Annotated in this window: 23 protein-coding genes and 1 pseudogene; 13 read left to right on the top strand and 11 right to left on the bottom strand. The window is 72.1% G+C overall.

The genetic code is table 11. The features are described 5' to 3' along the window. Positions 1-16: 16 nt before the first annotated feature. The 4 genes from AB0F81_RS05675 to AB0F81_RS05660 all read right to left on the bottom strand — a co-directional run bounded on the left by AB0F81_RS05675 (position 17) and on the right by AB0F81_RS05660 (position 5,752). On the bottom strand, positions 17-2,299 hold the full coding sequence (locus AB0F81_RS05675) for an esterase-like activity of phytase family protein (RefSeq protein WP_360191470.1): 2,283 nt from the start codon (positions 2,297-2,299) through the stop codon (positions 17-19). 101 nt (positions 2,300-2,400) lie between these two features. Next, a complete protein-coding gene (locus tag AB0F81_RS05670) occupies positions 2,401-4,605 on the bottom strand; it encodes a heavy metal translocating P-type ATPase (protein WP_360191467.1) in 2,205 nt (734 codons plus the stop codon). 8 nt (positions 4,606-4,613) lie between these two features. Beyond that, complete coding sequence (locus tag AB0F81_RS05665) at positions 4,614-5,543, bottom strand: hypothetical protein (RefSeq protein WP_360191464.1); 930 nt, start codon at positions 5,541-5,543, stop codon at positions 4,614-4,616. Further along, on the bottom strand, positions 5,540-5,752 hold the full coding sequence (locus AB0F81_RS05660; RefSeq protein ID WP_360191461.1) for a heavy-metal-associated domain-containing protein: 213 nt from the start codon (positions 5,750-5,752) through the stop codon (positions 5,540-5,542). The genes AB0F81_RS05665 and AB0F81_RS05660 overlap by 4 nt, the downstream gene beginning before the upstream one ends. Positions 5,753-5,850: 98 nt before the next feature. Between AB0F81_RS05660 and AB0F81_RS05655 the strand changes: the two genes are divergently transcribed. Beyond that, a complete protein-coding gene (locus AB0F81_RS05655) occupies positions 5,851-6,147 on the top strand; it encodes a metal-sensitive transcriptional regulator (RefSeq protein WP_360191458.1) in 297 nt (98 codons plus the stop codon). A 218-nt stretch (positions 6,148-6,365) separates the two neighbouring features. Then, positions 6,366-7,274: an aminoglycoside phosphotransferase family protein gene (locus AB0F81_RS05650; protein WP_360191455.1), complete on the top strand. Its 909-nt coding sequence runs from the start codon at positions 6,366-6,368 to the stop codon at positions 7,272-7,274. A gap of 134 nt (positions 7,275-7,408) precedes the next feature. Here AB0F81_RS05650 and AB0F81_RS05645 read toward each other — a convergent pair whose 3' ends face one another. Then, positions 7,409-8,461, bottom strand: a complete 1,053-nt coding sequence (locus AB0F81_RS05645) for an XdhC/CoxI family protein (RefSeq protein WP_360191452.1) — start codon at positions 8,459-8,461, stop codon at positions 7,409-7,411. 120 nt (positions 8,462-8,581) lie between these two features. Here AB0F81_RS05645 and AB0F81_RS05640 point away from each other — a divergent pair, with 120 nt between their 5' ends. From AB0F81_RS05640 to AB0F81_RS05605, 8 genes are all read left to right on the top strand, one after another. Then, positions 8,582-9,457, top strand: coding sequence for a xanthine dehydrogenase family protein subunit M (locus AB0F81_RS05640; RefSeq protein WP_360191449.1), 876 nt, complete (start codon positions 8,582-8,584; stop codon positions 9,455-9,457). Between the two features lie 3 nt (positions 9,458-9,460). Further along, positions 9,461-9,949, top strand: coding sequence for a (2Fe-2S)-binding protein (locus tag AB0F81_RS05635; protein ID WP_360191446.1), 489 nt, complete (start codon positions 9,461-9,463; stop codon positions 9,947-9,949). Positions 9,950-10,034: 85 nt separating this feature from the next. After that, positions 10,035-12,428 carry an aerobic carbon-monoxide dehydrogenase large subunit gene (locus AB0F81_RS05630; protein ID WP_360191443.1) on the top strand — a complete coding sequence of 798 codons (2,394 nt, stop codon included), beginning with the start codon at positions 10,035-10,037 and terminating at the stop codon, positions 12,426-12,428. Positions 12,429-12,490: 62 nt separating this feature from the next. Continuing rightward, a complete protein-coding gene (locus AB0F81_RS05625) occupies positions 12,491-13,483 on the top strand; it encodes an XdhC family protein (protein WP_360191441.1) in 993 nt (330 codons plus the stop codon). Continuing rightward, entirely contained in the window at positions 13,483-14,061 is a 579-nt protein-coding gene (locus AB0F81_RS05620) for a nucleotidyltransferase family protein (protein WP_360191438.1), read from the top strand. The genes AB0F81_RS05625 and AB0F81_RS05620 overlap by 1 nt, the downstream gene beginning before the upstream one ends. Next, positions 14,048-14,911 (top strand): MoxR family ATPase, encoded by an 864-nt coding sequence (locus AB0F81_RS05615; RefSeq protein WP_360191435.1) that lies wholly within the window; start codon positions 14,048-14,050, stop codon positions 14,909-14,911. The genes AB0F81_RS05620 and AB0F81_RS05615 overlap by 14 nt, the downstream gene beginning before the upstream one ends. Next, positions 14,908-16,056 (top strand): SRPBCC family protein, encoded by a 1,149-nt coding sequence (locus tag AB0F81_RS05610; RefSeq protein ID WP_360191432.1) that lies wholly within the window; start codon positions 14,908-14,910, stop codon positions 16,054-16,056. The genes AB0F81_RS05615 and AB0F81_RS05610 overlap by 4 nt, the downstream gene beginning before the upstream one ends. Positions 16,057-16,067: 11 nt before the next feature. Then, positions 16,068-17,279, top strand: a complete 1,212-nt coding sequence (locus AB0F81_RS05605; RefSeq protein WP_360191429.1) for a VWA domain-containing protein — start codon at positions 16,068-16,070, stop codon at positions 17,277-17,279. A 55-nt stretch (positions 17,280-17,334) separates the two neighbouring features. On the opposite strand, the gene AB0F81_RS05600 is transcribed toward AB0F81_RS05605, so the two are convergent. Together AB0F81_RS05600 and AB0F81_RS05595 are read right to left on the bottom strand one after the other, a co-directional pair. Beyond that, positions 17,335-17,934, bottom strand: coding sequence for a hypothetical protein (locus AB0F81_RS05600; RefSeq protein WP_360191426.1), 600 nt, complete (start codon positions 17,932-17,934; stop codon positions 17,335-17,337). A 623-nt stretch (positions 17,935-18,557) separates the two neighbouring features. Then, positions 18,558-19,514 (bottom strand): LysR family transcriptional regulator, encoded by a 957-nt coding sequence (locus tag AB0F81_RS05595; RefSeq protein ID WP_360191423.1) that lies wholly within the window; start codon positions 19,512-19,514, stop codon positions 18,558-18,560. 159 nt (positions 19,515-19,673) lie between these two features. Between AB0F81_RS05595 and AB0F81_RS05590 the strand changes: the two genes are divergently transcribed. Together AB0F81_RS05590 and AB0F81_RS05585 are read left to right on the top strand one after the other, a co-directional pair. Further along, positions 19,674-20,441: an alpha/beta fold hydrolase gene (locus tag AB0F81_RS05590; RefSeq protein ID WP_360191420.1), complete on the top strand. Its 768-nt coding sequence runs from the start codon at positions 19,674-19,676 to the stop codon at positions 20,439-20,441. 82 nt (positions 20,442-20,523) lie between these two features. Beyond that, on the top strand, positions 20,524-21,270 hold the full coding sequence (locus AB0F81_RS05585) for a GntR family transcriptional regulator (protein ID WP_360191418.1): 747 nt from the start codon (positions 20,524-20,526) through the stop codon (positions 21,268-21,270). On the opposite strand, the gene AB0F81_RS05580 is transcribed toward AB0F81_RS05585, so the two are convergent. From AB0F81_RS05580 to AB0F81_RS05565, 4 genes are read right to left on the bottom strand one after another with little or no spacing between them, the layout of a single operon-like run. Then, complete coding sequence (locus AB0F81_RS05580) at positions 21,267-22,208, bottom strand: VOC family protein (protein ID WP_360191416.1); 942 nt, start codon at positions 22,206-22,208, stop codon at positions 21,267-21,269. The two genes, AB0F81_RS05585 and AB0F81_RS05580, sit on opposite strands and share 4 nt — an antisense overlap. Next, on the bottom strand, positions 22,201-23,253 hold the full coding sequence (locus AB0F81_RS05575; RefSeq protein WP_360191414.1) for a 4-oxalomesaconate tautomerase: 1,053 nt from the start codon (positions 23,251-23,253) through the stop codon (positions 22,201-22,203). Before AB0F81_RS05575 ends, AB0F81_RS05580 begins: the two co-directional genes overlap by 8 nt. Then, positions 23,250-23,936, bottom strand: coding sequence for a 4-carboxy-4-hydroxy-2-oxoadipate aldolase/oxaloacetate decarboxylase (locus AB0F81_RS05570; RefSeq protein ID WP_360191412.1), 687 nt, complete (start codon positions 23,934-23,936; stop codon positions 23,250-23,252). Before AB0F81_RS05570 ends, AB0F81_RS05575 begins: the two co-directional genes overlap by 4 nt. Next, a complete protein-coding gene (locus tag AB0F81_RS05565; protein WP_360191409.1) occupies positions 23,933-24,658 on the bottom strand; it encodes a PIG-L deacetylase family protein in 726 nt (241 codons plus the stop codon). Before AB0F81_RS05565 ends, AB0F81_RS05570 begins: the two co-directional genes overlap by 4 nt. Positions 24,659-24,802: 144 nt before the next feature. On the opposite strand from AB0F81_RS05565, the pseudogene AB0F81_RS05560 reads away from it, so the two are divergent. After that, positions 24,803-25,567, top strand: a pseudogene (locus AB0F81_RS05560) (DUF1932 domain-containing protein); the annotation flags it as partial. Positions 25,568-25,675 lie beyond the last annotated feature (108 nt).

The following is a 25,675-nucleotide window of genomic DNA, read 5'->3' as shown; positions in this document are numbered from 1 at the left end:
GGGGGCCTTCGCCGGGTCAGCGCAGGCCGGGCACGTCGATGACGATCAGCTCGGTGTCGTCGGCGCGGCCCGGGATGCGGCCGTCGTTGCCGGGGAAGTTGTTGTCGTTGGCGACCAGGATGCGGCCACCGCCGAGCGGCAGGACCGACTCGACCGACTGCAGCGGGAACGAGAACAGCGGGCCCACGCCGTACTCGCCGGGGCGGGCCGGGGTGGAGACACCGCGCGGGTCGGCGATGCGCATCAGGTCGACCGCGGTGCGGTCGGTCAGTCTGCCGTCGGCGGCGGCCTCGTCGAGGTCGGTCACCACCAGGCGCTTGACCTGCGACTGCGCGCCCATGAAGTTGTCCCGTTCGATCAGCAGCAGCCGGCGCCCGTCGAGGACGGCCGCGTCGCCGACCACCAGCGACGGGTCGGACACGAAGAACGACCAGGTCCGGCCGGTGTACCTGTTCGCGCGGACGTCGAACTCGTAGACGATGCGGCGTTTCTGGTCGGCGTCGTCGGTGCGGGCGCCCTCCAGGATCGGGTAGAGCCACTTGCCGTCGCGGCTGACCGCCATCGCCTCGAAACCGCGGCTGCCCGGCACGGTCGCCGCCTCACCCGGCTTCAGGTCCGGTGACTGCGGCGACTTGCCGCCGTCGGGCAGCGGGATCGGCGCCTGCAGCACCTTGCCGGTCCGGTCGGTGCGCACCAGGTAGGGCCCGAACTCCTCACCGATCCACAGGTCGCCGCGGTAGTCGCGGGCCAGCGACTCGATGTCGAAGTCCGCGCCGGTCAGCAGCCGCTCGGTGGTGTCGGCGTTGACGATCGGGAACGGCACCTTGCGGCCCGGGTCGCGGAAACTGATCCACCCGTTGACCTTGACGGTGCCGCGGCGGTAGTCGGGGGAGATGTCGTAGGCGCGCAGCAGGAAGTCAGCCGAGTTGTTCTTGGCGCCGAACCCGTTGTCCGGCATGGCGAGCAGGCGCTTGCCCGAGGTGTCGCCGGCCCGCGCCGGGATCACCGCGGAGAAGCCGGGGATCGGCTGGCCCGGGAAGGGCGCGGTGATCCCGTTGACCGGCGCCGTCCCCAGCTGGGTGCCGGAGACCGGGCCCGGCTGGTAGGCGGTGGCCGGCAGGATGGCCCGCTCCCGCAGCGTCACCCGCGGGCGCGGCTTGACCGACAGCGCGTACGCCCGGGTGATCTGGGTGGCGCTGCCGTTGTCGTCGGAGAGCAGGTAGAGCAGCCGGCGCCCGCCCGGCAGGCTCTCGCCGACCGCGGCCGCCTCGATGTTGTCCAGCAGCGGGTTCGGCTGCGGCTGCTTGGCGGTGGCGCCGGACGGCGGGCAGTCGGCGATGTCGGCCAGCAGCTGCTTGCCCAGCCAGGCACGCGAGTCGGTCACCGTGGTGAGCGACGCGGCGCCGGAGACGTCGGCCGCGCCGGTCGCGTCGACCTGGTAGACGCGGACGGTGTTGCCCACCCCGGCGGTGAAGCCGCGCTCCACCGACAGCAGCTGGTCGTCGCCGAGGGCCACCAGCTCGACCAGGTTCAGGCCGGCGTCGGTACGGTACGCGTGCTGGGCCGCCACCGTGTAGGCCCCGCCGGAGCGGCCCTGGTAGCGGATGATCCGGTTGAGTCCCGGGCCGTCCCCGGCGAGCGCGCCCTCCATGCCGGCGTAGACCACCCGGTGATCCGGGGTGGCGGTGAGCGCCTCGAACGTCTGGTTGGTCGCCGCCTCACCGGCCGGGGCGACCTGGAAGCGGGCCGGCACCGGCAGCGAGGCGATCTCGCGCCCGTCGGAGAGCCGGAACCGGCGGATCGACGGCTCCCGCTCCGAGCTGGCCAGGATCGTGCCGCCCGGTTCGGCGATCAGCCCCTCACCGTCGAAGTCGGCCCCGGTGTACGCGGTGCCGTCCGCCCGGGTGAGCAGCATGACGTCCCTGACTGCGGCGGCGACCCCGCGGCGGCCGGTGCTCAGGCCCAGCTCGTAGACCCGGGCCGGGGTGGTGGCGATGTTGTCGACCAGCGCCAGCGCCCGGCCCCGGCCGGCGAGCGCCAGCGCGGACAGCCCGGACACCGGGGTACCCGCGAAGGTCGTCTTGTCCAGCGAGTCGGTGAAGCCGAGCAGCGAGGCGTCCGGCGAACAGGCGGCGCTGGTGGCCGGCCCGGTCCCGCCGGCCGGGCCGGCCGCGGTGGCCGGGCCGGCCGTGCCGGTGGCCGGCCCCGTGCCGCCGGCTGCCGGAAGCGGGGCCGCCGTGAGCACGACGGTCGCGGCGACGGCCGCGACTGCCGGAATGCGAATCGAATTACCAGCCACGTTCCCTCCACGGGCCCGATTGTGTGTTCATGCCGCCCGACACCCTGCAGTGCCGGGCGGAACAGCACATGAACACGACGGCCGATGTGGAGTGAACGTGATCAGGCCAGCGGCTGGAAGCGGCGCAGCCGCAGGCTGTTGGCGACGACGAAGACCGAGCTGAAGGCCATCGCCGCGCCGGCGATCATCGGGCTGAGCAGGCCGGCGGCGGCCAGCGGCAGCGCCGCCACGTTGTAGGCGAACGCCCAGAACAGGTTGCTCTTGATGATCCGCAGGGTGTGCCGGGACAGCCGGATCGCGTCCACCGCGGCGGTCAGGTCGCCGCGGACCAGGGTCAGGTCGGACGCCTCGATCGCCACGTCGGTGCCGGTGCCCATCGCCAAACCGAGGTCGGCCTGGGCCAGCGCCGGCGCGTCGTTCACCCCGTCGCCGACCATCGCGACGACCTTGCCGGAATCCTGCAGCCGTTTCACCACGTCGACCTTGTCGGCCGGCAGCACCTCGGCGATCACCTCGTCGATGCCGACCTCGGCGGCCACCGCTGTCGCGACCGTGCGATTGTCGCCGGTGAGCAGCACCGGGTGCAGGCCGAGCCGGCGCAGCCCGGCGACCGCCTCGGCGCTGGTCGGTTTCACCGCGTCGGCGACCGCGAGGACACCGCGGGCCACCCCGTCCCAGCCGGCCACGATCGCGGTCCGCCCGGCCTCCTGCTCGGTGACGGCCGCCTGCGCCACCTCGGCCGGGATCTCGAAACCCTCCCGCTGCAGCAGGGCGATCCGGCCCACCAGCACGTCCCGGCCGTCCACCGTGCCGCGCACGCCCAGGCCCTCGATGTTGGTGAAGTCGCTGACCGTCTCGCTCGACGAGACGGCGATCGCGCGGGCGATCGGGTGCTCGGACGCGGCCTCCACGGCCGCGGCCAGGCGCAGCAGCTCGTCACGGTCGACGCCGGGCGCCGCGACCACGGTGGCCAGCGCCATCGTGCCGGTGGTGACCGTGCCGGTCTTGTCGAGCACCACGGTGTCCACGCGGCGGGTCGACTCCAGCACCTCCGGCCCCTTGATCAGGATGCCGAGCTGGGCGCCGCGGCCGGTGCCGACCAGCAGCGCGGTCGGGGTGGCCAGGCCGAGCGCGCACGGGCAGGCGATGATCAGCACGGCCACCGCGGCGGTGAACGCGGCGGTCCAGCCGGAGCCGGTGCCGAACCACCAGCCGAGGGTGCCCACGGCGAGGGCGATGACGATCGGCACGAAGACCCCGGAGATCCGGTCGGCGAGGCGCTGCACGTCGGCCTTGCCGGCCTGCGCCTGCTCGACCAGGCGCGCCATCTGCGCCAGCTGGGTGTCGGCGCCGACCCGGGTGGCCCGCACGACCAACCGGCCGCCGGCGTTGACCGTCGCGCCGGCCACCGAGCCGCCCGGGCCGACCTCGACCGGGACGCTCTCGCCGGTGAGCATGCTGCGGTCCACCGCCGACGAGCCGTCCTCCACGACGCCGTCGGTGGCGATCTTCTCGCCCGGCCGGACCACGAACCGGTCACCGACGGCCAGCTGGCCGATCGGCACCCGCACCTCGGCGCCGTCACGCAGCACCGCCACGTCCTTGGCGCCGAGCTCCAGCAGGGCCCGCAGGGCGGCGCCGGCGCGGCGCTTCGAGCGGGCCTCGAAATAGCGCCCGGCCAGGATGAACGCGGTCACCCCGGCGGCCGCCTCCAGATAGATGTTGCCGGCGCCGTCGCTGCGGGCGATGTCGATGCTGAACGGGTGGGTCATCCCCGGCTCGCCGGCGGTGCCGAGGAACAGCGCCCACAGCGACCAGCCGAACGCGGCCAGGGTGCCGAGCGAGACCAGGGTGTCCATGGTGGCCGCGCCGTGCCGCAGGTTGACCGCCGCGGCCCGGTGGAACGGCCACCCGCCGTAGACCACCACCGGCGCGGCCAGCGTCAGCGACAGCCACTGCCAATAGGTGAACTGCCAGGCCGGAACCATGGCGAGGGCGATCACCGGCACGCTCAGCGCGATCGACACGAACAGCCGGGTGCGCAGCGGGTCGGACTCGCGCGGCTCGTCCGGCTCGGCGGTCTGCGGGACCGCCGCCGTGTAGCCGGTCTTCTCCACGGTGGCGATCAGGTCGGCGGCGGTGACCCCGCCGTCGACCGTGACCGTCGCCTTCTCGGTGGCGTAGTTGACCGTGGCGGTCACCCCGTCCATCCGGTTGAGTTTCTTCTCGATCCGGGCCGCGCACGAGGCGCAGGTCATGCCGCCGATCGCCAGTTCGATCCGCTGGGGCGCAATCTGCAACGTCATGACGCTTCCTAATCGTGGGTGTGGCCGTCGGCGTCGTGTGCCGGCTGCGCCGATGGCGGCGCCGGCACCACGATGCCGCTGGTGGTGGCGGTGAACTCGGCGGTGCGCACCGTCCCGTCGTGCTTGAAGTCCAGATAAAGACGGTAGACCCCGGCGGACGGCACCTCCGCCGCGAACGACAGGCTCTGCTCGTCGGTCGGGTGCACGTGCAGATAGGCCAGGTCGCCGTCGCGCAGCGCCACCAGGTGGCCGGACGCTCCCAGGTAGGGCTCCGGGACCACCGGTTTCCCGTCGCGGCTCACCGTCAGGGTGAGCTGGGCGGACGCGCCGGCGGTCAGGTCACCGGCGAGGGTCACGGTGTAGCCGTCGACCTCGGTGGTGCGTGCCGGCGCGGGCAGCGGCCGTGGCCGGTAGTCGCCGGCGGCGGGCACGTCCACGCCGAGGGTGAGGCCCTCGTCGCGGTCGGCCGGCTGGAAGTCGGCGAACACCCGATACTGCCCCGGGGTATCCACCGCGAGCGGGATCGACCAGGTGCCGTCGGCCGCGAGGGTGGGGTGCACGTGCTGGAACCCGGCCAGGTCACGGCGAACCACGATCAGGTGCAGGTCCTTGTCGTGGTTGGTCGTGTAGGCGGTGACGGGCTTGCCGTCGGGGCCGAGCACCCGGAACCGGAACGGCTGCGGATCACCGGTGCTCAGGGCGGTGGTGACCGGGGTCAGCCGATAACCGTCCTGCGCGACCTGCAGGCCACCGGGCACATGGGCGGTTGCGGCGGTTGCGGCGGTCTCGTCCGGCGCCGGGGCGTGGGCGTCGCCGTGCGCGGCCGGTGCCGGCGCCGGTTTCTCCTCCGGGCCCAGGGCGCGCCCCGCACCGGCGGCGGCGCCGAAGACGACGACCAGGCCCAGGGCGTAGGCCGTCAGCTTCACGGACGTTCTCACGACGGCACCCCCAGCTCATATCCGGCCTCCTCGACCGCGGCACGAACAGTCTGCCGGTCGACGGGTGACAGCTCGGTGACAGTCACCGAACCGGAGGCCAGGTCGACGGTGACGTCGCTGACACCCGGGATCCGGCCGATCTCGGTGCGCACCGACTCGACACAGTGCCCGCAGGTCATTCCGAGGACGGAGTAGGTCGTGGTGGTCATGGCGTGCTCCCTTCGTCGTCTCCACCACCATACACATACCCCGTAGGGGTATTGCAAGCACCGGTTCAATACCCCCCGGGGGTTGTATCATGGCGGGTATGACCAACCCTGCGCCGATCCGCGGTTACACGGCCACCAAGGACAACCTGCAGTCCCGGCTGCGCCGCATCGAGGGCCAGGTGCGCGGCATCGAGCGCATGGTCGAGGACGATCGCTACTGCATCGACGTCCTCACCCAGATCTCCGCCATCCAGGCCGCCCTCGACAAGGTCGCGCTCGGCCTGCTCGACGGGCACGCCCGCCACTGCATGCACGAGGGCGCCCAGGAAGGGCGCGCCGATGAGATGGCCTCCGAGCTGATGGCCGCGGTCGGTCGCCTGATGAAACGCGGATAAAAACCAGGCAAAGGTACGCAAGCAGCACGGCTCTCCTGAGTGCGGCGGGCCGGCCAGGCCCGCCACCGCGGCCCGAGACCGCCGCCGGCTCATGCCTGTCGTCACCGTCAATGCGGTCGGTCGTGCCGTCCCGAGCCGGAGGCCGCTGCCGGCCCAGTGCCTGCCGGCACCCGCTAAATCGGTTGGCCCCGCCGTGCGTACTGACGATGATCCATGACATGACTTCGACAGGCCCCGACGGCCGGGCCGGCATCGACGCGGCGCTGGTGAAGCGTCTGATCGCGGCACAGTTCCCCCGCTGGGCGGACCTGCCGGTGGCCCCGGTGGCGGTCGACGGCTGGGACAACCGCACCTACCGGCTGGGCGACGACATGACCGTGCGCCTGCCCACCGCCGCCGGCTATGTCGCGGCGGTCGCCAAGGAGAACGAGTGGCTGCCCCGGCTGGCGCCGCAGCTACCGGTCGCGATCCCTCAGGTGCTCGCCGCCGGCATACCCGGGGAGGGGTATCCATTTCCCTGGTCGGTCCGCGCCTGGCTGCCCGGCGAGACCGCCGTGCCGGAGCGCATCGCCGACCTGCCGGAGTTCGCCCGCTCGGTGGCCGCGTTCCTGCTGGCGCTCCAGGCGTGCGACACCACCGGCGGCCCGGCCGGCGGTGAGCACAGCTGGTTCCGCGGCTGCTCACCCCGGCACTACGCCGACCAGGTGTACCGTGACCTGCGCAATCTGGCCGGCCACATCGACACGGCCCGGGCCGCCGAGGTCTGGCAGGCCGCCCTGGCCGCCGACTGGCGCGGCCGCCCGGTCTGGTTCCACGGTGACATCGCCCCCGGCAACCTGCTCGTGGTCGACGGCAAACTGTCCGCCGTGATCGACTTCGGCACGTCCGGCGTCGGCGACCCCGCCTGCGACCTGGTGATCGCCTGGACCGTCTTCCACGGCGACAGCCGCGAGGCGTTCCGGGAAACCGTCGCGCAGGACGAGAGCACCTGGGCCCGGGCCCGCGGCTGGGCCCTGTGGAAGGCGATGCTCGTGCTCGGCGGCGCCCTCGACGCCGGCGACCGGCCCCAGATCGAGGACAACATGCGCGTGATCGCCGAGGTGCTGTCCGATCACGCCCGCCGGTGACCGGCCGCGAGGCTGGCACCGAGGCCCCGCGTGCGTGAAACCGGACCGGCGCGCGCGGCCGGGGTGAGGCGCGGGAGCCGGGCTCAGAGGCGAGGGAGCCGCTCCGGAGGCGCGGCCGAGACCTGCCTGCGGGGTCAGGCCGGGCCGTGGATGGGGGCGTCCAGGCCGGTCAGCGGGACGCCCGACCCGCCCCAGGAGAGCGCGACGATCTCGGCGGCCACCGCCACCGCGGTCTCCTCCGGGGTGCGGGCGCCCAGGTCCAGCCCGATCGGGGCGCGCAACCGGGACAGCGCCTGCTCGGAGACTCCGGCCTCGCGCAGCCGCCGCAGGCGGTCCTCGCAGGTGCGCCGGCTGCCCATCGCCCCGATGTAGCGGGCCGGCGTGTGCAGTGCCACCTGCAACAGCGGGATGTCGAACTTCGGGTCGTGGGTGAGCACGCACAGCACGGTGCGCTCGTCGACCTCGGTGGCCTCCAGATAGCGGTGCGGCCACTCCACCACCACCTCGTCGGCGTCCGGGAAGCGGGCCGCGGTGGCGAACACCCCGCGGGCGTCGCAGACGGTGACCTGGTAGCCGAGGAACTTGCCGATCCGGGCGACCGCCGCCGCGAAGTCGATCGCCCCGAAGACGATCATCCGGGCGGGAGCGGCCCAGGACTGGACGAACACCTCCCGCTCGCAGGCGGTGATCATGCCGGTGCGGCCGTGGGCGAGCAGCCCGGCGGCCCGCTGACCGGCGATCCGGTCGAGCTCCGCGTCACCGAGGGTGCCCTCGACCCGGTCCGGCCAGACGACCAGCTGAGTGTCCGGCAGCGAGACCGTGGCGACCGGCCGGCCGGCGGCCACCGCCGACAGCAGCGCGTCCAGGCCGAACAGCGCCGACTCCGGCTGGATCATCACCTCGATGGTCCCGCCGCAGGTCAGCCCCACTTCGAACGCGTCGCCGTCGCTCACCCCGTACGTATGGGTCTGCGCTTTTCCGGTCTCCAGCACATCCTGAGCGGCGGCGTAGACCGCGCCCTCCACACACCCGCCGGAGACGCTGCCCAGCACGTCGCCGTGCTCGTTGACCGCCATCGCCGCACCCGGCTGCCGGGGCGCCGACCGCCAGGTGTTCACCACGGTCGCCACCGCGAAGGTGATCCCCGCGGCACGCCAGGCGAGCAGGCCGTCCACGATGTCGCGCATCCCAGCAGATTCCGTGATCTCCGCGGCCGAGTCAACGACTAGTTAAGAGAACCCTTAGGTAGCTGTTGACATTGGACTCCCGGCGCGCGAGGGTCGGCGCGAATTCGCGGGAGGTGCAGGGTGCAGGTGCCGGCTCCGTTCGAGTACGAACGTGCCACGAGCGTAGATCAAGCCATTGGTCTGCTGGAACGTCTGGGCAGTTCAGCCAGGCTGGTGGCCGGCGGCCACAGCCTGCTGCCGATGATGAAACTCCGGCTGGCCAACTTCGAATATCTCATCGACATCAACGATCTGCACGGCGAGCTGGGCTACATCCGGCTCAGCGGCGACGAGGTGCGGATCGGGGCCATGACGCGGCACCGGGAGCTGCTGGAGTCCGATGCCCTCGCCGAGGTGTTCCCGATCTTCCGGGACGCCGAGCGGGTGATCGCCGACCCGGTGGTGCGCAACCGGGGCACGCTGGGCGGTTCGCTGTGCCAGGCCGACCCCTCGGAGGACCTGTCGGCGGTCTGCACCACGCTGGACGCCAGCTGCGTCATCCGCGGCTCGCAGGGGGAGCGGGTGGTCTCGATGGCGGAGTTCCACGTCGGGCCCTATGAGACCGCGGTCGCCGACAACGAGATCCTCACCGAGATCCGCATCCCGGTTAAGTCGTACCGGTCGGGCAGCGCCTACGCCAAGGTCGAGCGCCGGGCCGGCGACTGGGCCGTGGTCTCCGCCGGGTCCGCCGTCTGGCTCGACGAGCAGGGCAAGATCGTCGACGCCCGGGTGGGGCTGGCCGCCGTCGGCCCGAACACCACCGGCATCCCGGAGATCTCCGCCTCGCTGCGCGGGCAGGCCCCCGACGAGAGTCTGTACGAACTGGCCGGCGCGATCGCGGCACGCAGCTGCGACCCGGCCACAGACACCCGTGGCAGCGCCGACTACAAGCGGCACCTGGCGGACGAGCTGACCCGGCGCACGCTGCGCAGCGCCGTCGACAGGGCGAGGAGCTAGCTGATGCAGGTCACGATGACCGTCAACGGGGTCGAGTACACCCGTGAGATCGAGGGCCGCATGCTGCTCGTGCACTTCCTGCGCGACGTGCTCGGCCTGACCGGCACCCACTGGGGCTGCGACACCAGCAACTGCGGTGTCTGCGTGGTGTGGATGGACAACGAGCCGGTGAAGTCCTGCACCGTGCTCGCCGCGATGGCCGGCGGCCGCGAGGTGCGCACCGTCGAGGGCCTGGCCAACGGCGCCGAGCTGGACCCGATCCAGGAGGGCTTCCGGCAGTGCCACGGCCTGCAGTGCGGGTTCTGCACGCCGGGCATGCTGATGACCTGCCGGGCGCTGCTCGACAAGAACCCGGACCCGACCGAGGGCGAGATCCGCGAGGCCATCTCCGGCCAGATCTGCCGCTGCACCGGTTACTCCTCGATCATCCGCTCGGTCCGCTGGGCCGCGGTCCACGAGGCCAACGCGAAGGAGGAGGTGGCTAGGTCATGACCGACTGCACCGAGCGGCACCCAGCCGCAGCTTCGTGTGGCCTCGCAGGCGAGGGCCAGAAGGGCATGACGACGGAGGGGCGAGCATGACCGACGTTCAGGACCGCAAGCTCACCGAGTTCGAGGACAACGACCAGAAGCCGGTCGGCTTCGGGCGGATGCTGCGCAAGGAGGACGCCCGCCTGCTGCGCGGCCGCGGCCGTTTCGTCGACGACGTGCAACTGCCCGGCATGCTGCACCTGGCGATCCTGCGCTCGCCGTTCGCGCACGCGAAGATCCTCAGCATCGACACCAGCGCCGCCGAGGCCTCGCCCGGCGTGAAGGCGGTCGTCACCGGCGAGACCCTCAAAGGCCTCGGCCTGGCCTGGATGCCGACGCTCTCCAACGACGTGCAGGCCGTGCTCGCCACCGACAAGGTGCGCTTCCAGGGCCAGGAAGTGGCGTTCGTCGTCGCCGAGGACCGCTACCAGGCCCGCGACGCCCTCGAGCTGATCGACGTCGAGTACGAGGTGCTCGACCCGGTCGTCGACGTCCGCAAGGCCCTGGAGCCGGACGCCCCGATCATCCGCGACGACCTCGAGGGCAAGGCGAACAACCACGTCTTCGACTGGGAGACCGGCGACGCCGAGGAGACCGACCGGGTCTTCGCCGAGGCGGACGTGATCGTCCAGGAGGACATCGTCTACCCGCGGGTGCACCCCGCGCCGATGGAGACCTGCGGCTCGGTCGCCGACTTCGACCCGGTCGAGGGAAAGCTGCGGCTCTGGTCGACCACCCAGGCCCCGCACGCGCACCGCACCCTCTACGCGATCGTCGCCGGCATCCCCGAGCACAAGATCCAGGTGATCGCGCCGGACATCGGCGGCGGCTTCGGCAACAAGGTGCCGATCTACCCCGGCTACGTGCACTCGATCGTCGGCTCCATCGTCACCGGCAAGCCGGTGAAGTGGATGGAGGACCGCTCGGAGAACCTGATCAGCACCGGCTTCGCCCGCGACTACATCATGCGGGCGGAGATCGCGGCGACCGCCGAGGGCAAGATCCTGGCGATCCGGACGAACGTGCTCGCCGACCACGGCGCGTTCAACGGCACCGCCGCCCCGGTGAAGTACCCGGCCGGCTTCTTCGGCGTCTTCACCGGCAGCTACGACCTCAAGGCCGCGCACTGCAAGATGACCGCGGTCTACACGAACAAGGCGCCCGGCGGTGTCGCCTACGCCTGCTCGTTCCGCATCACCGAGGCCGTCTACCTGGTCGAGCGGATCGTCGACTGCCTCGCCCACAAGCTGGAGATGGACCCGGCCGAGCTGCGGCTGAAGAACTTCATCCAGCCCGACCAGTTCCCGTACACGACCAAGACCGGCTGGGTCTACGACTCCGGGAACTACGAGCCCACCATGCGGCTGGCCATGGAGATGGCCGGTTACGAGGAGCTGCGCAAGGAGCAGGAGCTCAAGCGGGCCAAGGGCGAGCTGATGGGCATCGGCATCGCGTTCTTCACCGAGGCGGTCGGCGCCGGCCCGCGCAAGAACATGGACATCCTCGGCCTCGGCATGAACGACGGCTGCGAGCTGCGGGTGCACCCGACCGGCAAGGCCGTGGTGCGGCTGTCGGTCAAGACCCAGGGCCAGGGCCACGAGACCACGTTCGCCCAGATCATCGCCGAGGAGCTGGGCATCCCGCCGGACGACATCGACGTGGTGCACGGCGACACCGACAACACCCCGTTCGGTCTGGGCACCTACGGCAGCCGGTCCACCCCGGTCTCCGGCGCGGCGGCCGCCCTGGTGGCCCGCAAGGTCCGCGACAAGGCGCAGCTGATCGCCTCGGCGATGCTCGAGGTGTCGGTCGCCGACCTGGACTGGGTCAAGGGCGCCTTCCAGGTCAAGGGCGACCCGGGCAAGTCGGTGACCATCCAGGACATCGCCTTCAAGGCGCACGGCGCCGGTGACCTGCCCGAGGGCATGGAGGGCGCGCTCGAGGCGCAGATCTGCTACAACCCGTCGAACCTGACCTACCCGCACGGGGCGTACATCTGCGTCGTCGACATCGACCCGGGCACCGCCGAGGTCAAGGTCCGCCGCTTCATCGCGGTCGACGACTGCGGCACCCGGATCAACCCGATGATCATCGAGGGGCAGGTGCACGGCGGCCTCACCGACGGCGTCGGCATGGCCCTGATGGAGATGATCTCCTTCGACGAGGACGGCAACTGCCTGGGCGCCTCGCTGATGGACTACCTGATCCCGACGGCGCTGGAGGTGCCCGACTGGGAGACCGGCTTCACCGTCACCCCGTCGCCGCACCACCCGATCGGCGCCAAGGGCATCGGCGAGTCCGCCACCGTCGGCTCGCCGCCGGCGATCGTCAACGCGGTCGTCGACGCGCTCAAGCCGTTCGGGGTGCGGCACGCCGACATGCCGCTCACCCCGTCCCGGGTCTGGGACGCGATGCGCGGACAGGCCACGCCGCCGATCTAGGCACTCGCGGTGGGTGCCGCGCGGCGCGGCACCCACCGTCTCAACACCCCTGAGGAGTACGGATGACGACCAGCATCGCCGAGCGGGTGCGCGAACTCGCCGACGCGCGCCGGCCGTTCGTGCACGCCACCGTGGTCCGCGCCCAGGAGCCGACCTCCGCCCGGGCCGGCGACGACGCGGTGATCCTCGCCGACGGCTCCATCGAGGGCTTCGTCGGCGGGGTCTGCGCGGAGACGTCGGTGCGCGCCGCCGCCATGGAGACCCTGCGCGACGGCAACACGATCCTGCTGCGGGTGCTGCCCGAGGACGAGACCGGCTTCCCGGAGACGCCCGGCGCGCTGGTCGTCGTCAACCCCTGCCACTCCGGCGGGGCCATCGAGATCTTCCTGCGTCCGGTGCTGCCGCGGCCGCTGGTCGCGGTCTCCGGCAACACCCCGATCGGTACGGCCGTCGCCGACCTGGCCGAGTTCCTCGACTTCGAGGTGGCCCCGGACGAGTCGTACGCGGGGGTCACCGCGGCCGTGGTCGCCGGGCTCGGGCGCGACGAGGAACGTGCCATCCGGGCAGCCCTGGACGCGGGGGTCGGCCTGATCGCGCTGATCGCCAGCCACCGGCGCTCGGCGGTCCTGCTCGACGCCATGAACCTCAGCACCGGCGAACGCGCCCGGATCCGCCCGCACGCCGGGATCGACATCGGCGCCCGTACGCCCAAGGAGATCGCGCTCTCCGTGCTCGCCGAAATCGTCCGGGAAGTGCGGGTCGGCGGCCTGGCCGCCGGATCCGCCGAACCGGCGCGCGCGACCGCGCCGCGCCGGGCCGCAGCCCACGGGGAGGCTGCGGCCCTCGCCCAAGCCGGACCGGAACTGATCGCCGGCCCGACACTGCCCGTCGGGCCGGTCCCCGCCCCCGCCGCCGAGACGCCGGCGGCCACCGCGATCGACCCGGTCTGCGGGATGACCGTGGTGATCGGACCGGACACCCCGCACGGCGTGGTGGACGGCCAGGACTACTGGTTCTGCTGCCCCGGCTGCCTGAAGAAGTACACGGCGGCCTAGTGGGCGTCACTGGTCTGGTACTGGCGGCCGGCGGCTCCCGCCGGCTCGGCGAGGCCAAGCAGCTGCTGCCGTTCCGCGGCCGCACGCTGCTCGACGCCACCCTCGACATGGCGCGCGCCTGCGGCTTCGACGACCTGCTGGTCACCCTGGGCGGATCGGCGGCGGCGATCCGCGCCGCTGTGGACCTTTCCGGGGTACGCGTGATCGAGAACCCGGCGTTCTCGACGGGCTGTGGGTCGTCGATCAGCGCCGCCGTCAGCCACTTGTCCGATATTGCTGACAAATTGGTGTTGCTGCTGGGGGATCAGCCAGGAGTTCGGCCATCGGACGTGCGGCGGCTGGTCGACGTGCCGACACCCCTGGGCGTGTGCCGGTACACCGACGGCCTCGGCCACCCGTTCCTGTTCCACCGTCTCGTCTACGGCGAGCTGGCGGAACTGCACGGCGACAAGGCGGTTTGGAAGCTGCTGCACTCCGGTAAGTACCCGGTGACCGAGATCGACGCCGCCGGTACCGTGCCGATCGATGTGGACACCCGAGAAGACTACGAGCGGCTGCTGACGAATGAACAATCCTGACGAGGTCATCCAGCGGCTGGACGCCGTCGACTACCTGGTCGACGACGGCCTGGCCATGGCGGTCTTCCTGGCGTTGCGGCTGGGCAAACCGCTGCTGCTGGAAGGCGAACCGGGCGTCGGCAAGACCGCCGCGGCCAAAGCCCTCGCCCAGGCGCTGGACACCCCGTTCATCCGGCTGCAGTGCTACGAGGGCCTGACCGCCGGCGAAGCCCTGTACGAATGGAACTACCAGCGGCAGCTGCTGCACATCCGGCTCGCCGAGGCGCAGGGCCGCGCGGTGCACGACGCCGACCTCTTCGGCGCCGATTTCCTGCTGGAACGGCCCATCCTGCGGGCCGTGCGGCACACCGGGCCGACCCCGCCGGTGCTGCTCATCGACGAGATCGACCGGGCCGACGACGAGTTCGAGGCGCTGCTGTTCGAGTTCCTCGGCGAGGCCGCGATCACCGTGCCCGAGCTGGGCACCTTCGCCGCCACCCGGCCGCCGATCGTGGTGCTCACCTCCAACCGCAGCCGCGACCTGCACGACGCGCTGCGCCGCCGCTGCCTCTACCACTGGATCGAGTTCCCCTCCGCCCAGCGCGCCGCCGACATCGTGCGCCGGTCGGTGCCCGGCGCCGCGGCGCCGCTGATCCGCTCCACCACCGAGTTCATCGGCCGGGTCCGGCGCCTCGACCTCGACAAGGCGCCCGGGCTCGCCGAGACCATCGACTGGGTGTCCGCCCTCGCCGCGCTCGGCGTCTCCGAACTCACCGACGCCGACGTGCTGCGCACCATCGGCACCATCGCCAAGACCCCCGACGACCGGATCCTGGTCGCCGACGCCGTACACCAGGAGACCCGCGCATGAAGATCACCAACGAGTTCACCGTGCACACCCCGATCGAGCGGGCCTGGCAGGTGCTGACCGATCTGGAGGGCATCGCCCCCTGCATGCCCGGCGCCCAGCTGACCGGGGTGGAGGGTGAGGTCTACCAGGGCAAGGTGAAGGTCAAGGTCGGCCCGGTCATCTCGGACTTCTCCGGAACGGCCCAGTTCACCGCCAAGGACGACGCGAACTACCGGGCCGTGATCGACGCCAAGGGCCGCGACGCGCGGTCCGCGGGCAACGCGTCGGCGCTGGTCACGGCCGTGCTGACGCCCGAGGGCGAGAACAGCACGAAGGTCAGTGTCGACACCGACCTGAAGATCAGCGGGAAGCTGGCGCAGTTCGGCAGCGGGATGATCAAGGAGGTGTCGGGGAAGCTGCTCGCCCAGTTCGTCACCAACCTGGAGGCCAAGCTGGCCGCCGATGACGCCGCGCCTGCTTCCGCCGCGTCTGCTTCCTCCGCGTCTGCTGTGCCTGCTTCCTCCGCGCCTGCTGCGTCTGCTTCTTCCGGTCCTGCTTCCTCCGCGCCTGCTTCTGGGCCGGTTTCCGCGCCGGGCGCCGCTGATCTTGCTGCCGCTCCCGTCGGCGGTGGGGCGGCCGAGGGCACGGCCTCGGCGGCGGCCGTCGAGACCGCTCCGGACGCGGCAGTGTCGCTCGGCACGGTGGCGCCCGGTGTTCCCGACGTCGATACCTCGGCGGCCGCGCCGATCGCGCCGGACCCGTCGTCCGGAACCGTCGAGCCCGCCGCCGGCCGGCTGGAGACCGCCGAAGGCACGCCCGAGCCGATCGCCCCGCTCAACGTTCCGCCCGCCGACCTGACCAAGGCGGCAGGTGCCGTGCCGCAAGCCTCAGGTGCAACTGCTGACGCCCCGGCCTCGTCGGCTGCCGCGGCTTCGTCCGATGCCCCGGCTTCGTCGGTCGTCCCGGCCTCGTCGGCTGCCCCGGCTTCGTCCGTTGCCCCGGCTTCGTCGGCCGCCCCTGTCGAGCGCAAGATCGAGAGCGCTGAGCCCGAGGCGCTGGATCTGCTCGACATCGCCGGCAAGTCGATCTACAAGCGAGTGATCCCGGTGGTCGTCGGGGTGGCCGTGGCCGCCGCCGTCATCGTCTGGGTCGCCGCCCGTCCCTGATCGGCGAACCGTTGGCCGCCGACCCCGCCCCGGTGCTGCTGCGCGGCATCGACCGGGCCGCGTTCGCTGTCGCGTTCGTGGCCCGGTTGCGCCGTGCGGGCCTGAACGCCGGCATCACCGAGACCGACGACCTGGTCCGGGCCTTCGAGGTCAGCCCGCCCACCTCGCGCGACACCCTGTACTGGACCGCACGGGTCGCCCTGGTCCGGCGGCAGGCCGACCTGACCGTCTTCGACCGGGTCTTCGCCGCGGTCTTCGACGATGCCGCCCCACTGCCGCTGACCCGCTCCTCCGGCCCGGCGCCGAGACGCGACGAGGGCGTGAACGTCACCGTCCCCGCCGGCGGCGACGAGGTCGTGGCCGGCGGCGGTCTGCCCTGGGCCACCCTGCCGCCCCCGATAGCCGCCGACGACACCCTCGACGACTCCGGCCTGCGAGTCCCGGAGCTGCGCCCCAGCGCTCTGGCCGCCCTGGCCGACCACCCTTTCGAGGACCTGGACGCCCACCAGACCGAAGCCCTGGCCGACGCCCTGCGTGCCGCCCTCACCCGCTGGCCGCAACGCCGCACCAGACGGCACGCCCCCGATCCCAGCGGCCGCCGCGTCGCCCTGCGGCCCACCATCGCCCGGGCCCGGCGCACCGGCTGGGAGGCCGTCTCGGTGGTCCGCGAACGCCCCTTACGCCGCCCCCGCCGGGTGGTGCTGCTCTGCGACGTGAGCGAGTCGATGCGCGCCCAGGCCACCGCCTACCTGCATCTGATGCGCGCCTTCACGCTGGTGGCCGACGCTGAGGTGTTCGCCTTCGCCACCGGCCTGACCCGCCTGACTTCCGCATTGCGGCACACCTCAGCCCACGAGGCGATCGAACAGGCGAGCCTCGCCGTGACCGACCGCTTCACCGGCACCCGGATAGCCCGCAACATCACCGCCCTGCTCGACTCCCACCACGGCAACACCCTCCGCGGCGGCATCGTGCTCCTGGCCTCGGACGGCTGGGACAGCGACCCACCCGACCGGATGGCTGCCGCCATGGCCCGTCTGCGCCGCCGCGCCTATCGCATCCTCTGGCTCAACCCCCGCGCCGGCGCTCCGGGCTTCGCCCCGCGCGTGGGCGGGATGGCCGCTGCCCTGCCGTTCTGCGACCACCTGCTCCCCGCCGCGACCTTCGCCGACCTCGCCTCCGCCGCCACCCACCTGCAGTCACTGTCCGCCCACCGGCGCTAGCCTCAGCTCGCTCGCTCCCGACCGCTCAAGATCGCTGGGTGCCGTGGAGGTGGGCTCAGGAGTAATCGGCGACGTCCAGATCGACGAGGAAGCCGCGGGCCTGCCACTGCTCCGCCGGCAGGTGCTCGCGTGCCAGCAGGAAGTATTCCTCCGGGCTCAGAATCTGCACTTCGCCGGGCTCGGGTTCCCAGTCGTCCGGCATCGGTTCGCCGAGCGACGGTTCGTCGCGCAAACGTGTCGGGCAGGCATCCGGGACATCGGTCAGCCGCACGCTCCCAGGCCGCCGGATCCACTCCGTGGCGCCGCGATCGTGCAGGTCATGCACCACCCGGACCCGCCGGACGACGCCCACCGTGACAGGCAGCTCACCGATGAGCCGCAGGAAGGCGTCGAAGCCCAGGCATCCGTCGAGCGTGACGTCCCCCGCCCCGGTCCCGCCTTCCCGGACCGCGCGCAGGTCGCCGGCCTCGATGAGTTGCGCCCAGGGCTGCCCCTCGACAGTGAGCAACATGCTGGCCCGCACCGCGACCCGGCGCAGCACCATGTCGCCGGGCAGATCCGGCTCGGCGAGCCATCGGAGGCGGGTCGTGACCCGTTCACCCAGTGACCACACGGTGTCGCGAGGAGAAGTGTCGAGCAAGACCGGCCAGAGCATCGCCCTATCGTGTCACTCACAGTGAGTGCCCCGGCGGCGAGGGAGGCCAGCCTCGGCTGCCAGCCAGGGCATGGGTCTTCGCGGTCAGCCCGCCGCGGAAGCGTCCCAGGGATCAGACCCAGCCTGCCGAGGGCGCACCGGCCGTCAGCCTGTCCAGCCGGCTGTCGTGGGGTGTTGTGTTGGGGTGGTGGGGGTGGGCTGGTTGTCGGCCGGTTCGGCCGGCTGTCGCGGGGTGTTGTGTTGGGGCTGCTGGGGGTGGGCTGGCTGTCAGCCGGTTTGGCCGGCTGTCGTGGGGTGTTGTGTTGGGGTGGTGGGGGTGGGCTGGTTGTCGGCCTGCCCGGCCGGCTGTCGTGGGGTGTTGTGTTGGGGCCGGCGGGTGTGGGCTGGCTGTCAGCCGGTTCGGCCGGCTGTCGTGGGGTGTTGTGTTGGGGCCGGCGGGTGTGGGCTGGCTGTCAGCCGGTTCGGCCGGCTGTCGCGGGGTGTTGTGCGCGGTCCGGTGGGGGTGCGCTGGCTGTCAGCTGGTGTGGCGGGCTGGCGTGGGGCGCTGAGACGCCGGACGCCGCCGGCCGGCCGGGCTGTTGCGGGCCGATCGTTACCGCGACGTGCTGAAAAAGAGCGCCCCGTCAGCTCCACAGGGTGACGTGCACCGACGGGCGGAAGCGCCCCACATTGATCCCCGTCCCGCGCATCATCGCCTGGATCGCCCGCGGCGTCGAGGCGAACCGCGCCAGCTCCGCCGCCGCCGACGGCGTGCCGGGCTCGGCCAGCGTCAGCGAGTGCCACACCTCTTCCAGGCTCGCGTGCGGCCCGCAGAACTGCACCAGATGCCCTTTACGAACCTCCGGCGCGACCGTGAACGACAACGCCGCCGCCACCCCGCGACCGCGTTTGGCCTCCTCCACCGCCGCCGCGTGGCTCTGGAAGATCTGCTGGCGGTCGTCCGGCACGCCGAGCCGCCGCACCAGCGTGCGGATCGCCCCGCCGTCCGCCGCCGCTGACGGGCCCAGCAGCCACGTCTGATCACGCAGCTGGCGCAGAGTCGGCTGGGTGCCGGCGAGCGGATGTTCCGGCGCGGCCACGGTGACCACCCGGTAGTACATGACCGGCCGGCACACCATCGCCGGGTCCGGCGTGGCCGGCGGCGGACCGATCGCGATGTCGATGGTGCGTTCGATCAGCAGTTCGCGGAACGCTCCCGGGTTGCGGACGCTGAGTTCCAGGTCGAGGTCGGCCGCCCGGTTGGCGAACAGCTCGATGAGGCCGGGCGCGGCGTGTTCGGCGAAGAGGCTGGACGCGCCGATCCGCAGCAGGCGCCGGCCCTGCCCGGCGGAGCTGACCTCCAGGACGGTGATGTCCTGCAGCCCGAGCATCTCGGTTGCGCGGCTGGCCAGCCGCAGGCCGCCGGGGGTGAAGATGAGGCCCCCGGACGTACGGGAGAACAGCTGGTCACCCAGCTCCTTGCGCAACTGCCCGATGTGCAGCGACACCGCCGACTCGGACACCTCCAGCTGAGCCGCGGCCTGTTTGACCGACCCGAGCCGGACGACGGCGGAATAGGCACGTAACTGAGTGGGGGTCACAGCCCGTCCATCCCCCTACGACAGTGGTTGGTAGCTCACCCGCAATCTATCGCGATCGTCGTCCCGGCGTGACACCGGCGATCTAGCCGATCCGCACACGCCGATGCCGGCGCTAGGCTCCGCGAAGCCGAGAGCAGCTGAGAGAGAGGACCGCTGTCCATGCCCGCGTTCCAGGCCACCGACGGTGTCGAGATCTTCTATCAGGACTGGGCGGGAAGCTCCTCCGACCTGCCGCCGGTGCTGCTGCATCACGGGTTCATCGCCAACGGCACCACCAACTGGGTGCTGACCGGCGTGGTGGACGCGCTGAACGCGGCCGGCCGCCGGGTGGTGGCGATCGACGCGCGCGGGCACGGCCGGTCGGGCCGCCCGCACGATCCGGCGTTCTACGGTGAGGCGCGGATGGCCGAGGACGTGGTCAGCCTGATCGACCTGTTGCGGCTGTCCAGTGTCGACCTGGTGGGCTATTCGATGGGCGCGGTCGTTTCCCTGCTGGTGGCGGCCCGGGAGAGCCGGCTGCGGCGGCTGGTCGTCGGCGGCGTGGGCGCGGCGGTCGTGGAGCTCGGCGGGGTCGACACCCGGGTGATCGGCCCGGGGCCGCTGCGGGAGGCGCTGGACGCCGAGGACCCGGCCACGATCACCGATGTGGCGGCGGCCGGGTTCCGGGCGTTCATCGACGCGGTCGGCGGGGACCGGGTGGCGCTGGGCGCGCAGGCACAGCGGATGCACGCCGAGCCGATCCCGCTGGACGCGATCGCGGCGCCGACGCTGGTGCTGGCCGGCCGCGACGACGTGCTGGCCGGGCGCCCCGAGGTGCTGGCGAAGGCGATCCCGGGGGCTCAGCTCAGCATCGTCGACGGTGATCATCTCGGGGCGGTGCGGGAGCCCACCTTCATCGCTGAGCTGCTCGAGTTCCTCGGCGAGTAGCAGACGACCCGGGGGTGCGGACGCGCGGTATCGTACCGGCACCGGGCAGGGCCGTCGGCTGGCGATCGACGCTGCTCAGCTCGTGGAACCGCTGTTCGATCGGCACCAGGGCGACGGGACGTACATGTCTGCGGAGAGCAACCTCACCGGCGCACGCCGGCCACGACCGCGCAGAACGGGTGAGGGGAAGGACAAGGCGGCCGCGCGCGACGCGTTGCGTGAGGCGATCCTGGCGGGCGAGTTCACGCCGGGGGAGCGCCTGGTCGAGGCGCAGCTGACCGAGCGGTTCGGGGTGAGCCGGTTCAACATCCGCCTGGCCCTGCAGGACCTCGCCGGTGAGGGCCTGGTCGAGATCCAGCGCAACCGCGGCGCCCAGGTTCGCAAGATCTCCCTCGCCGAGACCATCGAGATCACCCAGGTGCGGATGGTGCTGGAAGGCCTGGTGGCGGCGCAGGCCGCGACCCGGGTCACCGACGACGAGGCCAGCGAGCTCGACGAGATCGGCCTGCTGATGCGGCGCGCCGTCGAGGCCGGCGAGTTCCGCCGCTACAGCGACCTCAACCAGCAGCTGCACGCCCTGGTCCGCCGGATCTCCGGGCACCGCACCGCGGACCGGCTGATCGACACGCTGCGCGCGCAGCTGGCCCGGCACCAGTTCATGCTCTCCCTGCTGCCGGGCCGCCCGATGGTCTCGCTGCCGCAGCACGAGCGGATCATCACCGCGATCCGCGAGCGTGACCCGAAAGAGGCCGAGGCGGCGATGCGCGACCACATCGCCAGCGTCATCGAGGTGCTGCGGACCCTCGACGACCGGGGTGTGATGCCTTAGACCGGCGGGGTGCCGTGGGTGTGGAAGCTCTCGATCGTCTTGAGACCCCACGCCTGGCCCTTGGCCCGCTCCGCCTCGGTCCAGGTCACCACCTCGTGGTCGGGGGCGAGCAGCAGCCGGGCGCCGGCGTTGCACAGCTCGATGCGGTTGCCGCCGGGCTCCCACACGTACAGAAAGAATGTCTGCTGGATGGCGTGCTTGTGCGGCCCGGTCTCGATGTGCACGCCGGCCTCCAGGAATACGTCGGCGGCGCGCAGGATGTCCTCGCGGGTGTCGGTCGCGAACGCCACGTGGTGCAGCCGGCCCCGCGAGCCAGTTCGATCACGGGTGTAGACGACATCGTACGATTTGTCGGAGAAAGTGAACCAGATCGCGGCGGTCGTGCCGTTGTCCAGCACAATCTGCTCGCTGGCCCGGCCGGTCAGGACCGTGGGGACGAAGTCGGCCGGCACGTTCAAGGCGAGGAAGTTGACGTGGTCCAGCCGCCGCACGTTGGCGCCGCGGCCGGGGAAGCGGGCGGCCTGGTTCTTCAGCGAGGGGCGGGTGGCGTCCGAAGCCACGTAACGCTCGGTCTCGTAGTAGATGCCGAACGGGTGCCCGTCCGGGTCGGTGAAGTGGAAGACCGGGCCGTAGGCCGGCTCGTCCTTGCTCCAGCCTTCCGCGAGGCCCGCGGCGGAGATGTCGCGCACCCGCCGCTCCAGCGCCTCCGGGCTGCGGGCGCGCAGCCAGGTGCGGCCGATGCCGGAGGTGGCTGCGCCGGTCACCTTCACGGTGAACCGCTCGTAGTCGTCCCACGCGTGCAGGTAGGCGCTGTCGCCGCGGCGCTCGACGACCTCCATCGCCATCTGGTCGGTGAAGAACCGGACCGTGTCGTCGAGAACCGGCGTCAGCAGCTCCACCGCGGAGACGTGCGCGATGTCGCGGGTCTTCTCAGCCATGCGTGATGGCCCCTTCCGCAGTCAGGCGAGGGTGGACCTGCCCCTCCAGGAGTAGGCGGGCGGTGCTGACGATCGCCGAGCGGCCGGCGTCGAGGTCGACGACCACGTCGGAGAAGCCGGTGGGGTGCTCCACCCGGATCGTCGCGCCGGTGTCGGCGTGTGCCACGCTGCCCGGCATCGCCACGGCGGTGCCGACGGTCACCGCCGCCAGCACGCCGATCGAGGAGTGCACGCGATGCGGGATGAACATCCGCGTGCACAGCGCGCCACCCTTCGCCGGGGGCGCGATCAAACACATCTTCGGTACGGTCGTCGCGCTCACGTCGCCGAGGCCCATCAGGGTGCCCGCGATCAGCCGCAGTCTCTCCACCCGGTGCCGCAGCCGCTCGTCCGCCTCGAGCCGGGCCGGTGTCTCGTAACCCGTGACACCCAGTGCGGCGGCCGCCACCAGGACCACCGGCATGCCGTTGTCGATGAGCGTCGCCGGCACCCCGTCGAGGTCGTCCAGCACCCGCCCGGTGGGCAGCAAGCCCGAGGCGACCGAGCCGGCCGTGTCCCGGAACTCCACCTCGATGCGGGCGGCGGTGCCGGGAACCCCGCTCAGCGCGGTGTCACCGGCGTAGACCGGGCGGCCGTTACGCACCGGGACGTGCACCGTCGCCAGCGCGCCGGTGTTGACCATGCGGACCCGTACCGGGGTGATCTTTTCGGCCGCGGCCACCAGGCCGCGTTCGATCGCGAAGGGTCCGACCCCCGCCAGGATGTTGCCGCACGGCTGCTCGGCGCTGACCCGGGGCCGGTCCACCTGCACCTGGAGGAACAGGTAGTCGACGTCCGCCTCCGGATCCGCCGAGCGGCCGACCACCGCGACCTTGCTGGTCAGCGGATGCCCGCCGCCGATGCCGTCGATCTGCCGCGGGTCCGGCGAGCCCATGATCGACAGCAGGAGCTCATCGCGCTCCGCGGAGGCGGCCGGCAGGTCCTCGCGCAGGAAGTAGGCGCCCTTGGAGGTGCCGCCGCGCATGATCAGAACCGGGATGCTCATGACTCGTCCACGTACCGCACGCCGAGCTTCTCCAGCAGCGGCCGCAGCTGGTACATGTCCAGGCCGAGCTCTCCGGCGGCCAGCCGTTCGCGCTTGGCGTCCTCGTTCGCGGCCCGCTGCCTCGCCTGCTCCAGCACGGCGGCGGCCCGCTCGTGCGGGACCACGACCACGCCGTCGTCGTCCGCCACGATCGCGTCACCCGGGTTGATCACCTGGCCGCCGACGACGATCGGCACGTTCACCGAGCCGGGGCTCGCCTTCACGGTGCCCTGCGTGCTGATCGCCCGTGACCACACCTGGAAACCCATCGCGCGCAGCTCGGCCACGTCCCGCACCCCGGCGTCGAGGACCACGCCGATCGCGCCGCGGGCCCGCAGCGAGGTGGCGAGCAGGTCGCCCAGCATCCCGTCGGTGCACGGCGAGGTCGTCGTGACCACCACGACGTCGCCGGGCCGGACCTGCTCGACGGCCGCGTGGATCATCAGGTTGTCGCCGGGGTGGCAGGAGACGGTCACCGCGGACCCGGCGATCCGGGCCCCGGCCTGGATCGGCCTGAGGTCGGGGGAGACCGCGCCGCGCCGCCCGTCGGCCTCGTGCACCGTGGCGGCGCCCGCCTCGGCCAGCCCGGCCAGCACGTCCTGCGGCACCCGCCGGGAGGTCCGGACGATCCGGTGCCGGCTCACGACAGCACCTGCGTGACCTGCGGGTAGAGCCGCATGAACGCTTCCGCCCTGGTCTCGTTGGGCAGGCCCAGGTTCGGCCCGGAGTTGCGTGCCGCCTGCAGGCCGCGCCGGGCGCCCAGTTCGGTGTAGTAGGCGTGCAGGTGCTTCTGCGCGGCCAGGATCCGCATCGCCTCGCGCTTGCGCTCCCACACCTCGGTGATGTCGAGCAGCACGTTCGGGACGAACCCGCACTGCTCGGGCTGGTGCGGCTCGAAACAGAAGACCGGCGGCGCGCCGATCACCTCGCCGGGCCCCTCGACGCCGGGTGCCTGCGCCAGGATCCGCGACTTGAGCGCGATGGCGTGCGCGAACGGGTGGTCCCCGTTGTAGGGGTCGGCGGCCGCGTGGGTCAGCACCACCGCCGGCTGCACCTCCCGGTACAGGTCGATCAGGCCCTGCAGCAGCTCCGGCGTCTCCACCAGGGGGTAGTCGTTCGCGTCGAAGAACCGGATCTCCGCGCCCAGCACCTCGGCGGCCTGCTCGGCCTCGCCCCGGCGGTGCGCCTTCACCTCGTCGAGCGTGTAGCCCTTGCGCCACAGCGAGGCCGACTCGCCCCGCTCACCGAAGCTCATGCACCCGATCACCACGCGCTGCCCGCGGGAGGCGGCCAGGGCGATCGCGCCGGCAGCCCGCCAGACGAAGTCGCCGGGGTGAGCGGTGAGCACCAGGGTCGCGTCGGTCATCGCGCCTCCCGTCCATATTAATGACAAAATTGTCAACAATCACCGGCCATCGTTCGCTGTGCGGCTCAGCCTAGGCCAACCCGCCGTACCCAACAATTGTTGACAATCCTGTGACCCGGTTGCAGCATCGGCGCCGGGCGTAGGGTGATCAGTCGGGTGCAGAAGGAGGCCACCGTGAGTGGAACCGTCGTCGCCGTGCTCGGCCTGGGCGAGGCCGGCAGTCTGATCGCCGCCGATCTCGCCACGGCCGGCGTGATCGTGCAGGGCTTCGACCCGCACGTGCCCGCGCCGCCCGGGGTCCGCGCCGCCGACAGCGACGCCGCGGCCTGCGCCGGCGCCGCGATCGTGCTCAGCGTCAACAGCGCGGCCGACGCTGCCGACGCCCTGCGGGCCTCGCTGCCGGCCCTGCGGCCCGGCACCATCTGGGCCGATCTCAACACCGCCACCCCGGGCCTCAAAGAGAGCTTGGGTACGGTGGGCGAAGGCCGCGTCCGGGTCGTCGACGTGGCCCTGATGTCCCCGGTGCCCGGCCGAGGGCTGCGCACCCCGATGACCATGAGCGGCCCGGCCGCCGAAGAGCTGGCCGGTGTCCTGCGCGGCTTCGGCGCGAGCGTCGACGTGCTGGACGGCCCGGTCGGCGCCGCCGCCACCCGCAAGCTGCTGCGCAGTGTCTTCTACAAGGGGATGGCCGCCGCCGTGGTGGAGGCGCTGACCGCGGCGAGGGCGGCCGGCCTGGAGGAGTGGCTGCGCGGCAACATCAGCGCGGAGCTGACCCGCGCCGACGCCGGCACCCTCGAGCGCCTCTGGGACGGCTCGCACAAGCACGCCGTACGCCGTCGTGAGGAGATGGCCGCCGCCGTCGAACTTCTCGGCGACCTGGGGGTTCCGTCGCGGGTCGCGCAAGCGAGCCGCGACTGGCTAACTGTACTGACCCGAGAGGTTGGGGATGCGGCTGGCGGGTGGTAGGCCGTTGAGCGCGGTGTGTCCGCGATGGTGATTGTAGGTATGGAGCCAGGC

The sequence above is a fragment of the Actinoplanes sp. NPDC024001 genome (assembly GCF_040638955.1).
Taxonomy (GTDB): Bacteria; Actinomycetota; Actinomycetes; order Mycobacteriales; family Micromonosporaceae; genus Actinoplanes.
The sequence above is the reverse complement of the archived record's forward strand: the minus strand, read 5'-3'. Positions and strand labels throughout refer to the sequence as shown.

What these genes read in the sequence shown, in the direction of transcription:
- AB0F81_RS05575 (WP_360191414.1), bottom strand. Translation starts at nt 23,253, where the DNA reads ATGAGCATCCCGGTTCTGATCATGCGCGGCGGCACCTCCAAGGGCGCC.
- AB0F81_RS05580 (WP_360191416.1), bottom strand. Translation starts at nt 22,208, where the DNA reads ATGGCTGAGAAGACCCGCGACATCGCGCACGTCTCCGCGGTGGAGCTG.
- AB0F81_RS05565 (WP_360191409.1), bottom strand. Translation starts at nt 24,658, where the DNA reads ATGACCGACGCGACCCTGGTGCTCACCGCTCACCCCGGCGACTTCGTC.
- AB0F81_RS05615 (WP_360191435.1), top strand. Translation starts at nt 14,048, where the DNA reads ATGAACAATCCTGACGAGGTCATCCAGCGGCTGGACGCCGTCGACTAC.
- AB0F81_RS05650 (WP_360191455.1), top strand. Translation starts at nt 6,366, where the DNA reads ATGACTTCGACAGGCCCCGACGGCCGGGCCGGCATCGACGCGGCGCTG.
- AB0F81_RS05625 (WP_360191441.1), top strand. Translation starts at nt 12,491, where the DNA reads ATGACGACCAGCATCGCCGAGCGGGTGCGCGAACTCGCCGACGCGCGC.
- AB0F81_RS05645 (WP_360191452.1), bottom strand. Translation starts at nt 8,461, where the DNA reads ATGCGCGACATCGTGGACGGCCTGCTCGCCTGGCGTGCCGCGGGGATC.
- AB0F81_RS05630 (WP_360191443.1), top strand. Translation starts at nt 10,035, where the DNA reads ATGACCGACGTTCAGGACCGCAAGCTCACCGAGTTCGAGGACAACGAC.
- AB0F81_RS05635 (WP_360191446.1), top strand. Translation starts at nt 9,461, where the DNA reads ATGCAGGTCACGATGACCGTCAACGGGGTCGAGTACACCCGTGAGATC.
- AB0F81_RS05670 (WP_360191467.1), bottom strand. Translation starts at nt 4,605, where the DNA reads ATGACGTTGCAGATTGCGCCCCAGCGGATCGAACTGGCGATCGGCGGC.
- AB0F81_RS05590 (WP_360191420.1), top strand. Translation starts at nt 19,674, where the DNA reads ATGCCCGCGTTCCAGGCCACCGACGGTGTCGAGATCTTCTATCAGGAC.
- AB0F81_RS05600 (WP_360191426.1), bottom strand. Translation starts at nt 17,934, where the DNA reads ATGCTCTGGCCGGTCTTGCTCGACACTTCTCCTCGCGACACCGTGTGG.
- AB0F81_RS05610 (WP_360191432.1), top strand. Translation starts at nt 14,908, where the DNA reads ATGAAGATCACCAACGAGTTCACCGTGCACACCCCGATCGAGCGGGCC.
- AB0F81_RS05655 (WP_360191458.1), top strand. Translation starts at nt 5,851, where the DNA reads ATGACCAACCCTGCGCCGATCCGCGGTTACACGGCCACCAAGGACAAC.
- AB0F81_RS05660 (WP_360191461.1), bottom strand. Translation starts at nt 5,752, where the DNA reads ATGACCACCACGACCTACTCCGTCCTCGGAATGACCTGCGGGCACTGT.